The sequence below is a fragment of the Polaromonas sp. YR568 genome (assembly GCF_943371715.1).
GTDB lineage: Bacteria > Pseudomonadota > Gammaproteobacteria > Burkholderiales > Burkholderiaceae_C > Polaromonas.
Genome location: NZ_CALRVW010000015.1, coordinates 65,791 through 77,650 on the forward strand (window position 1 = coordinate 65,791; position 11,860 = coordinate 77,650).

Consider the following 11,860-nt stretch of genomic DNA (forward strand, 5'->3'; position numbering starts at 1 on the left):
GATCATGCGCGGGCCAGGGTCCGACCGGCAATGTCCCGCAATGCAGCGACCTGCCAGGAATTCTCCGGCTCGAACGCCTCGCGTTCAGAGACGGCTCCGTACCCGCCATCGGCGTAGACAGTCGCGTAAGCTGCATAACTCGCGGCCTGTAGCGCCTTTCCATTGATCGCATTGGCTACCGCGTAGCTTGCCGAGACAGCCGCGTGACCACAGCCATCGATCGACTTCGACCCTCGATGCTGATTGGCCAGGCCGTCTGCTTCCCTTTGCGAATGTTCTAGGGCGTCACGACTGACGCGACCCTCCAGGTAGCGGCCCAGTACGTCCAGGCACTCGATGACTTCCGGTTCTTCTAGCAGGTGTCTGATCCGGATGACACAGGCGTGAGCGAAGGCCAGCCGAAGCCGCTCGTTTTCCGGTGCCAAAAGGCCTGTTTCCGATGCAAGTTGTTCCAGCGCCTGGTTCATGCACACCTCCGGTGACGGATGGGGTTTCGTCAATTTCTGGTTTATATCAGTCTTTTTTCAGGCCGGCATGGGCGCTCGTCGGGCCCAAATCCACCCGCTGCGCGAAGGCCTCAACCACCTGACGCGGTTCGCCCGCGACCGGAAGGGTTCCTCTGGATTTCCCAGCCGGGGAACTAATCCCCGCCTGAACGCCCGAACCATCGGACAATCTATACATTGAAGAAAAAAGGACCGTGATGTTGTTGAGCTATTTCGAAACCGCGCCGCGCCGTGTGCTGGCCCTGGTGTCTGCCGTCTGTGTGGCTATGCTGGCGTTTGGACTGTACCTGCAGCATGTCGTTGGCCTGGAGCCTTGTCCCATGTGTATCGTGCAGCGTTATGCGTTGGTGTTGGTGGCGGTGGTGACGGGTGTCACGGCTTTTGCGCGCGGCAAGGGGCTGCTCATGACGGGTTCGGCGGTGACGCTGCTGGTGGCTGGTTTCGGGGCTTTTGTTGCCGCGCGCCAGAGTTTCCTGCAGTGGTACCCGCCCGAAGTCGCTTCCTGCGGGCGTGACTTTTACGGAATGATCGAGACCTTTCCGTTGCAGCGCGTGATCCCGATGATCTTCAAGGGCAGCGGCGACTGCACCAAGATCGACTGGACCTTTCTGAGCCTGTCGATCGCCAACTGGTCGTTTCTCTGTTTTGCCGGCATCTCGCTGCTGATGCTGGCCCTGCTGGTCGTTCAGGGCCGCAGGGCGCAAGCCGCATACCGCTGATCCGGTCGTTCAGGGTGGCAGCGGTGCCACCCGCGCCGGCACCAGCACAATTTCGATGCTGCCGCCCGGGTTGTGGCTCTTGAGCCGCAGTTCCTCGTGGCTCAGGCTCAGGATGTCGGTTTTGTACTCCTGCGCTTCCTCGATCATCGTGAGCTTGCCATTTTTGAAGGTCCAGGCCCCGAAGGCGGCCTTGCTGTTGGGCGAGGTGATGACCAGCGTGCCGTCCGACAAAAACGCGTACAGCGTGCCGGGCGCAACCCCGGTGGACAGGCTGACTTCCCACACCTTGTTGATGAAACCCGGCTTCACATTGGCGGGGGAGGGTGTGGGCGTGTGGGCCAGATCAACAGGTTCGGGCTCTTTCGAGCAGCCCGCGACCAGCACCAGCGCAACCAGGCAACAGACCCGCCGCAGTGAATCTTTCATCGTGCGTGACTCCAAAAGAAAGGATTCTCCCCCGGGGCCGGAAAAGGTGTAATACTGTACATATAAACAGTATTTTATGCCCTTTTCTCCCATGCTTTCACTTTCTTCCGTCACGCCTGCAGCGCCCTGGCCGCCCGGCCTGGCGCAGCACGCCGACGTCTGGCGCGCCGCCGAGCTGGGCAGCCACAGCCAGCCCGCGCTGGACACCGGGTATGCGGCGCTGAACCGGGTGCTGCCCGGTGGCGGCTGGCCGCAGGGTGCGCTGGTGGAAATGCTGCAGCCGCAGGCCGGCCTGCACGAGTGGGGCCTGCTGGCGCCGGCGCTGGCCGCCGTGCAGGCCGCGGCGCCCGCCAAGCTGGTGGTGCTGGTGGGCGCGCCCTGGTTGCCCTTTGGCCCGGCGCTGGGCGCGCGCCAGCTCAACATGCAGCGTGTACTTTGTGTGCGCGGCCAGGGGCCGACGCTGCTGTGGGCCACCCGCGAAGCCCTGCAATGTGCCGACGTGGCCGCCGTGCTGGCCTGGCTGCCCGATGCGCGCAGCGCCCATTTGCGCCGGCTGCAGATGGCCGCGCATGCGCACAGCCAGCTGCTGTTTGTGTTCCGCCCGCTGCGCGCGCAGCTCGAGTCTTCGCCCGCGCCGCTGCGCCTGCTGCTTGAAGGGGCGGTGGCCGACGCGGGCAATCTGCAGGTGCATGTACTCAAGCGGCGCGGCCCGCCGCTGGCTGCGCCGCTGTTGCTGGCCACGCGGCCGGCGCGCCTGACGGCCCTGCTGGCGGCCAGCCGCGAGCGCGTGCGCCGCCGCCGCGAGGAGGCTGGTGTGCTGCTGCCCCGGCTGCAGCCGGCCCAGGCGCGTGTGGCTTTGGTACCCGGGGAGGAGGCCCATGCACTGCTGGATCGCATTGCAAACGTCCCTCACCACTGAAGCGGGGCCGGCGCTGCTGGGCGAAGCCGCGCTGCAGCGCAGCGTGGCCAGCCTGGCGCTGGGCTTCACGCCGCGCGTGGCGCTGGTGGACGAAGCCGTGCTGCTCGACGTGACCGGCAGCCTGCGCCTGTTTGGCGGGCTGGCGCGGCTGATGCAGCTGCTGGAGCAGCGCGTGCTGGCATTTTTTGAAACAAACAACCTTCAAGCCCTTATCCGCCGGGCGCAAGGCGCTACATCCTTGATAGCACTGGGGCGCCTGCGCCATACGGCCGGCAAGGCAGCGCCGGCGCGCGCGCGGGTGGCCGACCTGCCCATGCACACCCTCAGCGCGGCGCGCCCGCACTTGGGCGTGCTCGAGCGCATCGGCTGCCGCAGCTGGGACGACCTGCTGCGCCTGCCGCGCGACGGCGTGGCCCGGCGTTTTGGCGCGGAGCTGCTCGAGGCGCTGGACCGCGCGCGCGGCAGCCTGCCCGACAACCACGACTGGCTGGTGCTGCCCGAACACTTTGAGGAAAAGATCGAGCTCAACGCACTGGTCACACACGGCCCGGCGTTGATGGCCGGCGCCGAACGCCTGCTGGCCGGCCTGCATGCCTGGTTGCTGGGGCGGCAAAGCGGCATCTGCGCGCTCCGACTCACCTGGCACCTGGACAAGCGCCGCGACGTGGCGCCCACCGGCGAAATGGACGTCCGCACCGCCCAGCCTGCGCAAGACCTGCGCCACGTGACGCGCCTGATCGCCGAACACCTGGCGCAGCAACAGCTGCCGGCGCCGGTGCATTCCCTGAGCCTGCGTTCGCTGGTCACCGAGCCGCTGGTGGACGCCGCGGCGGCCACCACCAGCCTGCTGCTGGAGGCGCGCCAGCAGGGCGACAGCGCGGTGGAACTGATCGAACGCCTGAGCGCCCGCCTGGGGCCGGCGCAGGTGTTGGCCTGGCAGCCCTGCGCCGACCACCGGCCCGAGCAGATGCAGCGCTGGGTCAGCGCCCAGGGCGCTATGCAATCCATAGCTGGTGGCGTCCGCCAGACAAGCGCCAGAGGCCAGAAAGGCTTGAAGAAACCGGAAGAGGCGGCCAGGGCCGACGCCCTCTACCCGACCTGGCTGCTGCCCGAACCGATCCGGCTGGCCGCCGTGGGTGACAGCCCGGTCTACCAGGGGCCGCTGCTGCGGCTGGCCGGCCCGCAGCGGCTGGAAGCCAGCGGCTGGCTGATGAGCGGCGAAGCGGCCGGCGTGCGCAGCAAACCCGCGGCGATCCGCGACTACTTCATCTACCGCAGCCAGCAGGCCGGCCTGCTGTGGATTTTCAGCGAGCGTTTGCCGGTGCCGCAGCCGGCACATACGCAGCCGCGCGCCTGGTACCTGCACGGGTTTTTTGCCTGAAGGAGGACCGACATGTTCAGCGGACCGCTCCCCGACTATGCTGAGCTGCATGCACTGAGCAACTTCAGCTTCCAGCGCGGCGCCTCGCATGCCGAAGAGCTGGTTGAGCGGGCGGCTGGCCTGGGTTATCGCGCGCTGGCCATCACCGACGAATGTTCGGTGGCCGGCGTGGTGCGTGCCCATGTGGCGGCCAAAAAACACGGGCTCAAGCTGCTGCCCGGGGCCGAGTTTTTTGTGCAGACCGGCCATCCGTTCCGGTTGGTGGTGCTGCCGCACAACGCGGCCGGCTGGGGCAACCTGTGCGAGTTCATCACCGCGGCCAAACAGGCGGGAGACGTGGTCGAGAAAGGCAGTTACCGCGTGGCGCTGGAGGACAGCGATTTTTCACTGCTGGCCGACTGCGAGGTGCTGCTCGTGCCCCCGCCGGATGCTATCGATACCGAAGCGCTCTGCGCCCATGCTGCCTGGGCTGCAGGCCTGTTTGGCATGCAGGCCTGGCTGGCCGTCGAGTTGCTGCAGGGCCTGGACGATGCACTGCGCCTGCAGCAGCTGCAAACGGTGGCGCAGCGCACCGGCATTCGCCTGGTGGCGGCCGGCGGGGTGCGCATGCATGTGCGTTCGCGCAAGCCGCTGCACGACGTGATGACGGCCATCCGTCTGGGCAAAACCGTGCATGAATGCGGCTTTGCCCTGCAGGCCAACGCCGAAGCGCACTTGCGCCCGCGCATGCGCCTGGCCGACCTCTACCCGGCCGGGCTGCTGCTTGCCACGCTGGCGGTGGCGGCGCGCTGCAGCTTCAGCCTGGACGAGATCCGCGATATGTACCGCTACCCGCTGGGCGACATGGTGCCCGAAGCGGAAACGCCGGCCCAGTGCCTGCGCCGGCTGACCGCCGAAGGCGCGCGAGAGCGTTACCCCGGCGGCGTGCCGGACAAGATCCAGACACAGATCAACCACGAGCTGGGCCTGATCGAGGAACTCGGCTACGAGATGTACTTCATCACCGTGCATGACATCGTGCGTTTTGCCCGGCAGCAGGACATCCTGTGCCAGGGGCGCGGTTCGGCCGCCAACTCGGCCGTCTGTTTCTGCCTCGGCGTGACCGCCGTGAATCCGGCGGAAAGCCAGCTGCTGTTCGAGCGTTTCATCAGTCGCGAACGGCGCGAGCCGCCCGACATCGACGTCGACTTCGAACACCAGCGGCGCGAGGAAGTCATCCAGTACATCTACGCCAAATACGGCCACGACCGCGCCGCGATTGCCGCCACCGTGATCAGCTACCGGCCGCGCAGCGCCATCCGCGACGTGGGCAAGGTGCTGGGTGTGGCGCCCGAGCTGGTCGAGCAGCTGGCCAAGGAGCATTTCTGGTTTGACGGCAGCGAAGCGCTGGAGAACAAACTCGCCGAAGCCGGCCTGCAGCAGGACCCCGGGCCGGTGCTGCAGTGGCTGGACCTGTCGGTGCAGCTGATCGGCTTTCCGCGCCACCTGAGCCAGCATGTGGGCGGCTTTGTGCTGACCCAGGGCAAGCTCACGCGCCTGGTGCCGGTGCAGCCGGCGTCCATGGAAGCGCGCCGCATCATCCAGTGGGACAAGGACGACCTCGACGCGATGGGCCTGCTGAAAGTCGATGTGCTGGCACTCGGCATGCTGTCGGCCATTCGCCGCTGCCTGCACCTGGTGGACCAGCTGCGCGGCGGCCGGCTGCAGATGCACCAGATTGCCGGCGACGACAAGCCCACCTACGACATGATCTGCGCGGCCGACACGGTGGGCGTGTTCCAGATCGAGAGCCGGGCCCAGATGTCGATGCTGCCGCGGCTGCAGCCGCGCAACTATTACGACCTGGTGGTGGAAGTGGCCATCGTGCGGCCCGGGCCCATCCAGGGCGGCATGGTCCACCCCTACCTGCGCAACCGCGAGAGTGTGCGCCGGGGCGGCGAGATCGCCTACCCCTATCCGGAACTCAAACACGCGCTGGGCCGCACGCTGGGCGTGCCGATTTTCCAGGAGCAGGTCATGCAGATCGCCATGATTGCGGCCAAATTCACCGCCGACGAGGCGGACGATTTGCGCCGTTCCATGGCGGCCTGGAAACGCAAGGGCGGGGTCGAGCGTTTTCACGACCGCCTGGTCAATGCGATGACTGCGCGCGGGTATGACGCCAGCTTTTCGGAAAACATCTTCAGCCAGATCCGCGGTTTTGGCGAGTACGGCTTTCCGGAAAGCCATGCCGCCAGTTTTGCCAAGCTGGTTTATGTCAGTTGCTGGCTCAAGTGCCATGAGCCCGCGTGTTTCCTGGCGGCGCTGGTCAACTCGCAGCCGATGGGGTTTTATGCGCCGTCGCAGCTGGTGCAGGATGCGCGCCGGCACGGGGTGGACGTGCGCGCAGTGGACGTGACCTGCAGCGCCTGGGATTGCACGCTGGAAGAAGCTTCCGTTCGCCCTGAGCTTGTCGAAGGACCCACAGCCACCTACCCGGGCATTCACCCCGGCCAACCCGCCGTGCGCCTCGGCCTGCGCCTGGTGGCGGGCCTGGCTGAAGCGGCGGCGCTGCGCATCACGCAAGCCCGCGCGCAAGCGCCTTTCACCTCGACCGAAGACCTGGTTTCACGCGCGCAGCTCGGCACGCGCGAGATCAACGCGCTGGCCGCCGCCGATGCGCTGCGGCCGCTGGCTGGCCACCGGCGCCAACAGGTCTGGGAAGCCTCGGCCATCGCGCCCGCGCCGGCCTTGCTCAGGGCCGTGCCCACGTTTGAAACCCCGCTGGTGTTGCCGGAGACGCCCGAGGGCGAAAACATCCTGTTCGACTACCAGTCCACCGGCCTCACGCTGCGCCGCCACCCGCTGGCGCTGCTGCGCCCGCGCCTGGCCAGGCGCGGCCTGCTGAGCGCCGGGGAATTGAATGCCCTGCCCAGCGGCAGGGAGGTGGCGGCCTGCGGCATCGTCACGGTGCGCCAGCAGCCGCAAACCGCCAAGGGCACCATCTTCGTGACGCTGGAAGACGAGACCGGCCCGGTCAACGTGATTGTCTGGAAATCACTGCGCGACACCCAACGCCACGAGGTGCTGCATGCGCGCCTGCTGGCGGTGTACGGCGTCTGGCAGCGCAGCGAGGAAAGCGACACCCGCGAAGGCTATGGCGCCGTGCGCAACCTGGTGGCGCACCGGCTCGAAGACCTGACGCCGCTGCTGGGCCGGCTGGGCACCTCCAGCCGCGACTTCCATTAGCGTCACATACCCGAGGGAAAGGTCTCGGGCGCCTCGCCGGTGTGCCATACCGGGCCGCGGTCCAGCGGTTCCAGCGCGTGGGTTTCGTCGATGTGGATCAGCGCGTCGAACTGCTGGCTCAGGTGGGTGTGGAAGTAGTGGCTCTGGCGCTCGGTCTCGGGCCGGTAGATCACGCCGATGGCGCGCTGCAGCCGTTGCGGTTCCGTGAGTTCGCCCAGCGCGGCGTTGTCGCGCAGGTTCAGCCAGAAACGGGGGGTCCCGGTCTGGTGGAGCAGCGCCTCCCAGCTGCCGGGCAGGCCGGCGCGCACCCGCTTGTGCTGCGGCGGTTCGTCCCAGTTCGAGGCGGCCGTCACCGAACCATGGTGGGTGCTGAAGCCCACCAGCACCGCGTCGCCATCGTGGCGGTCACGCACGAGCTGGCCCACGTTCCATTCCCCGCGGTCGCCCATTTCGGTGGCGGCGGCGTCGCCGAGGTGCGAGTTGTGCGCCCACACGGCCATGCGCGGCGGCACGCCGCCGGCGCCCAGGTGGCGGTCCAGCGCCTGCAGCGTTTCTTCCATGTGGCTGTCGCGCAGATTCCAGGACGACACGCGCCCGCGGAACATGGTGCGGTAATACTCCTCGGCGTTGCGCACCAGGCGCGCGTTCTGCTGGACGTAAAACATCTCGTCGCGCTCCAGTCCGGGCGTGGGCGGCAACTGGCCGAAGCGCCGGGTCATGGCGCGCAACTGCTGCACCACCTCGTCTTCGCAACTGGGCGCCAGGCCGAAACTGGCGGCGTAACCGTAAGCCTGGCTGTCTTCGGCCGCGTGGTCGAAACAGGCATAGCGCTCACGTGCCCGTTCTGCCGCCGGCGGGTCGGTGCGGTCCAGGTAGGCCAGCACCTCCTGGATGGAGGTGAACAGGCTGTACAGGTCCATGCCGTAGAAGCCGACCTGGCTGGCAGCGCTGCGCCCGGCGTTGTACTCGCGCAGCCACTCCACAAAATCGCGCACCACGGTGTTGCGCCACATCCAGGCGGGAAACCGTTCAAACCCCGACAGCGCGTCGCCGGCGTTGCGGTCGTCGGACAGGCCGCGCACATACCGGTTGACGCGCCAGGCGTCGGGCCAGTCGGCCTCCACCGCGATGGCGGTGAAGCCTTTTTCGGTGACCAGGCGTTTCGTGATGTTGACGCGCTCCTGGTAGAACTCGCGCGTGCCGTGGGAGGCTTCGCCGAGCAGGACAAAACGCGCCGGGCCGATCAGCCGCAGCAGGCCGTCGTAGTCGTGCGCGCTGCCGGTCAGGGGGTGCAGGTGTTGCCGCAGGCCCTCGAGCAGGGCCGTGTCGGTGTGCAGGGTGGAATGCTGCGGGGTCATGGCAGGGGTCCTCGTGGGTTGTCAGGGGGAGGGCGCGTGTTCACGGGCGTCTTCAAGCAGCGCGCGCACCTCGTCGTCGCTGGTCTGCGGAAACTGCCGGTACCACAGGCCGACGGCGCGAAACGGCTCGGGCGTGGCGACGCAGACCACTTCATCGGCCACACCCTGCAGTGCCTCGCAGCTGTCCGCGGCGCCCACCGGCACCGCCATCACCAGGCGGGCCGGCTGCTGCTGGCGGATGCCCAGCAGCGCGGCGTGCATGGTCGCGCCGGTGGCCAGCCCGTCGTCCACAACGATCACCGTACGGCCGCGCAGCTCGGGCGCCGGTCCCTGGCCGCGGTAAAGCCGCTCGCGCCGCTGCAGCTCGGGCTGCTCGCGTGCCACCGCGGCAGCCACCTCTTCGGGCGTGACGTGCATGCCCGGCATCGGGTTCATCACGCGCACGCCGCCGCTGGCAATGGCGCCCATGGCGTATTCCTCATGGCCCGGAAAACCGAGCTTGCGCACCACAAACACGTCCAGCGGCGCCTTCAGGGCGCGCGCCACCTCGTAAGCCACGGGCACGCCGCCGCGCGGCAGGGCCAGCACCAGCAGGTGGGGGCGGCCGCGGTAGTGCGCCAGCGCGTCGGCCAGCACGCGGCCCGCCTCGCGGCGGTCTTCATAGGGAAGGCGTGTGTCTCTCATGGTGAACCCCCGGGTGTCTGGCGGGAGCCAGCCAGGCGCTGAACCAGTCGGCCGCCAGTTCGGCCACCTGCTCCAGGGTGCCGCGTTCCTCGAACAGGTGGGTGGCGCCCGGCACAATGGCCAGCCGTTTTTCGCAATGCAAATGGGCGTAGGCCTGCTCGTTGAGCGCGATCACATCCTCGTCGTCGCCGCCCACGATCAGCAGCGTGGGCGCGGTGACCGCCGCCAACGCCACCGGGCCGGCCAAGTCGGGGCGGCCGCCGCGCGAGACCACAGCGGCAATGCGTTTGCCGAGCCGCGCCGCGGCAATCAGCGCCGCCGCGCTGCCGGTGCTGGCGCCGAAGTAGCCGATGGGGGCGTGCTGCAGGTCCGGCTGCACCGCCACCCACTCGGTGACCTGCTGCATGCGCCCGGTCAGCAGGGAGATGTCGAAGCGGTGCTCGCGGGTGTGGATGTCGACCTGTTCTTCCTGCACGGTGAGCAGGTCAAACAGCAGGGTGGCAATGCCCGCCTGCTGGAGTTTTTGCGCCACCTGGCGGTTGCGGGCGCTGTGCCGGCCGCTGCCGCTGCCATGGGCAAACACCACCAAGCCCTTGGCCCCGGCCGGCAGGACCAGGTCGCCGTACAGCCAGGTTTCGCCGCAGGGAATGCGGACTTCGCGGCTCGCCGGGGCTGAGGTGGGACGGTTCATGGACATCTCCGTTGAGAGAAGCCCACCATAGTCCTGGGCGGCGCGGCCTGCCATCAGACAAGTCCTATTTGACGGTCAGACGGGCCTGGCCATGCCAGCTGCTTGATATAGAGCAAAAACAGGCGCCAGCCCAATAGGGACGGGCGCAAGCAGCTATGAAATCAGGAGCCTCTGGCGTGGCGACCGTGCGCCCACGACGACACGACAGAGGAAACAGAAGAAACAGAAGAAACCGAGGGCGGGCTGCTTATTCCGTGGCCAGGCAACCGGCGGGCTTGAAGACCCGCTCGGTGGAGGCCGGATAGCGGGCGAGTTTGCCAGCGGGCCGGCGCGGCCGCGCGACCAGTTCTCCGCCGCAGTTGGGGCAAAGGCCGTGGAGCTTGTTGCTGGCGCAATCGCTGCAGAAGGTGCACTCGAAGGTGCAGATGCGGGCGTCAGGGGACTCGTTGGGCAGGTCCTTGTTGCAGCATTCACAGTTGGGGCGGAGTTCGAGCATGGCGTGTCCTGTTCAAAGCGGATGGGCGGGGCGTGGCACCTGCTGCGCATTCTCGAACATTTCCGCCTGCCCGGGAAAGACTGGCGTCACCCCGGGCGTCCCCTTGCTTACTTCAGCAAGGTGGCGGTCAATTCAATCTGCGGCACGCTGGCCAGCGCTTTGGACAGCGGGCAATCGCGTTTCGCGGCTTTGGCAATTTGCTGGAATTTGGCTTCGTCGATGCCCGGCACCCTGGCTTTCAGGGTCAGCACAATGCGGTCAATCAAAAATCCTTCACCCTGCGGCATCAGCCGTACCGCGGCCTGCGTGTCTACCTCTTCGGTAGCAAATCCTGCCTTGTCGCAGGCGAATGAAAAGGCCATGGTGAAGCATGCGGCGTGTGCGGCACCCAGCAACTCTTCGGGGTTGGTGCCTTTCCGGTCGTCTTCAAAACGGCTGCCGAAGCCGTAGGGGTAGGCCTGGAGTGCGGCGGTGTCGGTGCTGATCTGGCCCTGGCCTTGTTTGCCCTGGCCTTCCCAATGGACGCTGGCGGTTTTTTCAGTCATGGTGTTTCTTTCATCGGTTGGGGAGGGGCGTGCACGTTTTGGCACGGCAAGCCTGACTGTCATCCCGGAACAGGACGGAGGACGTGAGACATCGCCCCCAGCAAGGCGTTGCCGGTTCCTACAAACGACGCCGGCCCAGCGTCGCCTGCGGGTTTTTTCGATAGTCATTACCATCGGGTTTCATCGCATCCGCCCCGTTTCAACTCCGGAGGGCCCCGGCCCTGGAAAGACATAGCTCATGAGCACCCCGACCCTGATTCCCATGAAAATCGATTTCGTCTCCGACGTGTCCTGCCCCTGGTGCGTGATCGGCCTCAAGGCACTCGAAGACGCGCTGGGCCGGGTTTCCGGCGAGGTCCAGGCCGAGCTGCACTTCCAGCCCTTCGAGCTGAACCCGCAGATGCCGGCCGAAGGCCAGGACATCGGTGAACATCTGGCTGAAAAGTACGGATCCACGCCCGAGCAGTCGCAACGCAACCGCGAGATGATCCGCGCGCGCGGGCAGGACGTGGGTTTCACCTTCAGCATGGACAAACGCAGCCGCATCTACAACACCTTTGATGCCCACCGCCTGCTGCACTGGGCCGAGGAAGAAGGGGAAGGGCGCCAGATGGCGCTGAAGGAAGCGCTGTTCAAGGCCTATTTCACCGACGGCGAGAGCCCTGGCTCGCACGAGGTGCTGGCGCGCGTGGCCGGCGAGGTCGGCCTGGACATCATGCGGGCCAAGGCCATTCTGGCCTCGGACGACTACGCCGACGCCGTGCGTCAACGCGAGCAGTTCTACCTGCAGCAGGGCATCCACGCGGTGCCGGCCGTCATCATCAATGACAAACACCTGATCTCGGGCGGCCAGCCGGCCGAGGTGTTCGAGCAGGCCCTGCGCCAGATCGCGGCAGGTGGTTGAAGC

The 11,860-nt window shown here is 67.1% G+C and carries 12 protein-coding genes; 5 read left to right on the top strand and 7 right to left on the bottom strand.

The annotated features are described in order from the left end of the window. Positions 1–2: 2 nt before the first annotated feature. On the bottom strand, positions 3–467 hold the full coding sequence (locus AAG813_RS12520; RefSeq protein WP_341915630.1) for a hypothetical protein: 465 nt from the start codon (positions 465–467) through the stop codon (positions 3–5). A gap of 236 nt (positions 468–703) precedes the next feature. Here AAG813_RS12520 and AAG813_RS12525 point away from each other — a divergent pair, with 236 nt between their 5' ends. Continuing rightward, positions 704–1,225: a disulfide bond formation protein B gene (locus AAG813_RS12525; protein ID WP_341915634.1), complete on the top strand. Its 522-nt coding sequence runs from the start codon at positions 704–706 to the stop codon at positions 1,223–1,225. Between the two features lie 9 nt (positions 1,226–1,234). Here the strand turns inward: AAG813_RS12525 and AAG813_RS12530 are convergent, their stop codons facing one another. After that, positions 1,235–1,651 (bottom strand): hypothetical protein, encoded by a 417-nt coding sequence (locus tag AAG813_RS12530; protein WP_341915638.1) that lies wholly within the window; start codon positions 1,649–1,651, stop codon positions 1,235–1,237. 91 nt (positions 1,652–1,742) lie between these two features. Between AAG813_RS12530 and imuA the strand changes: the two genes are divergently transcribed. From imuA to AAG813_RS12545, 3 genes are read left to right on the top strand one after another with little or no spacing between them, the layout of a single operon-like run. Further along, the gene (gene imuA, locus AAG813_RS12535; RefSeq protein ID WP_341915642.1) at positions 1,743–2,570 is read left to right on the top strand and encodes a translesion DNA synthesis-associated protein ImuA; all 828 of its coding nucleotides are present in this window, start codon (positions 1,743–1,745) and stop codon (positions 2,568–2,570) included. Beyond that, positions 2,530–3,951, top strand: a complete 1,422-nt coding sequence (locus tag AAG813_RS12540; RefSeq protein ID WP_341915646.1) for a DNA polymerase Y family protein — start codon at positions 2,530–2,532, stop codon at positions 3,949–3,951. Before imuA ends, AAG813_RS12540 begins: the two co-directional genes overlap by 41 nt. Before the next feature lie 12 nt (positions 3,952–3,963). Beyond that, positions 3,964–7,179, top strand: coding sequence for an error-prone DNA polymerase (locus AAG813_RS12545; RefSeq protein WP_341915648.1), 3,216 nt, complete (start codon positions 3,964–3,966; stop codon positions 7,177–7,179). A gap of 2 nt (positions 7,180–7,181) precedes the next feature. Here the strand turns inward: AAG813_RS12545 and AAG813_RS12550 are convergent, their stop codons facing one another. The 5 genes from AAG813_RS12550 to AAG813_RS12570 all read right to left on the bottom strand — a co-directional run bounded on the left by AAG813_RS12550 (position 7,182) and on the right by AAG813_RS12570 (position 10,953). Beyond that, positions 7,182–8,537, bottom strand: coding sequence for an erythromycin esterase family protein (locus AAG813_RS12550; RefSeq protein WP_341915651.1), 1,356 nt, complete (start codon positions 8,535–8,537; stop codon positions 7,182–7,184). A gap of 21 nt (positions 8,538–8,558) precedes the next feature. After that, positions 8,559–9,221 carry a phosphoribosyltransferase gene (locus AAG813_RS12555; RefSeq protein WP_341915656.1) on the bottom strand — a complete coding sequence of 221 codons (663 nt, stop codon included), beginning with the start codon at positions 9,219–9,221 and terminating at the stop codon, positions 8,559–8,561. Further along, positions 9,196–9,912, bottom strand: a complete 717-nt coding sequence (locus AAG813_RS12560) for an alpha/beta family hydrolase (protein ID WP_341915659.1) — start codon at positions 9,910–9,912, stop codon at positions 9,196–9,198. The genes AAG813_RS12555 and AAG813_RS12560 overlap by 26 nt, the downstream gene beginning before the upstream one ends. Positions 9,913–10,159: 247 nt before the next feature. Continuing rightward, positions 10,160–10,408, bottom strand: a complete 249-nt coding sequence (locus AAG813_RS12565; RefSeq protein WP_341915662.1) for a DUF1272 domain-containing protein — start codon at positions 10,406–10,408, stop codon at positions 10,160–10,162. A 107-nt stretch (positions 10,409–10,515) separates the two neighbouring features. Further along, positions 10,516–10,953, bottom strand: a complete 438-nt coding sequence (locus AAG813_RS12570; protein WP_341915665.1) for an OsmC family protein — start codon at positions 10,951–10,953, stop codon at positions 10,516–10,518. A gap of 238 nt (positions 10,954–11,191) precedes the next feature. Here AAG813_RS12570 and AAG813_RS12575 point away from each other — a divergent pair, with 238 nt between their 5' ends. Beyond that, on the top strand, positions 11,192–11,857 hold the full coding sequence (locus tag AAG813_RS12575) for a DsbA family oxidoreductase (protein WP_341915669.1): 666 nt from the start codon (positions 11,192–11,194) through the stop codon (positions 11,855–11,857). Positions 11,858–11,860 lie beyond the last annotated feature (3 nt).

Coding starts and splice junctions, on each gene's coding strand:
- AAG813_RS12520 (WP_341915630.1), bottom strand. CDS start 467: ATGAACCAGGCGCTGGAACAACTTGCATCGGAAACAGGCCTTTTGGCA.
- AAG813_RS12525 (WP_341915634.1), top strand. CDS start 704: ATGTTGTTGAGCTATTTCGAAACCGCGCCGCGCCGTGTGCTGGCCCTG.
- AAG813_RS12530 (WP_341915638.1), bottom strand. CDS start 1,651: ATGAAAGATTCACTGCGGCGGGTCTGTTGCCTGGTTGCGCTGGTGCTG.
- imuA (WP_341915642.1), top strand. CDS start 1,743: ATGCTTTCACTTTCTTCCGTCACGCCTGCAGCGCCCTGGCCGCCCGGC.
- AAG813_RS12540 (WP_341915646.1), top strand. CDS start 2,530: ATGCACTGCTGGATCGCATTGCAAACGTCCCTCACCACTGAAGCGGGG.
- AAG813_RS12545 (WP_341915648.1), top strand. CDS start 3,964: ATGTTCAGCGGACCGCTCCCCGACTATGCTGAGCTGCATGCACTGAGC.
- AAG813_RS12550 (WP_341915651.1), bottom strand. CDS start 8,537: ATGACCCCGCAGCATTCCACCCTGCACACCGACACGGCCCTGCTCGAG.
- AAG813_RS12555 (WP_341915656.1), bottom strand. CDS start 9,221: ATGAGAGACACACGCCTTCCCTATGAAGACCGCCGCGAGGCGGGCCGC.
- AAG813_RS12560 (WP_341915659.1), bottom strand. CDS start 9,912: ATGAACCGTCCCACCTCAGCCCCGGCGAGCCGCGAAGTCCGCATTCCC.
- AAG813_RS12565 (WP_341915662.1), bottom strand. CDS start 10,408: ATGCTCGAACTCCGCCCCAACTGTGAATGCTGCAACAAGGACCTGCCC.
- AAG813_RS12570 (WP_341915665.1), bottom strand. CDS start 10,953: ATGACTGAAAAAACCGCCAGCGTCCATTGGGAAGGCCAGGGCAAACAA.
- AAG813_RS12575 (WP_341915669.1), top strand. CDS start 11,192: ATGAGCACCCCGACCCTGATTCCCATGAAAATCGATTTCGTCTCCGAC.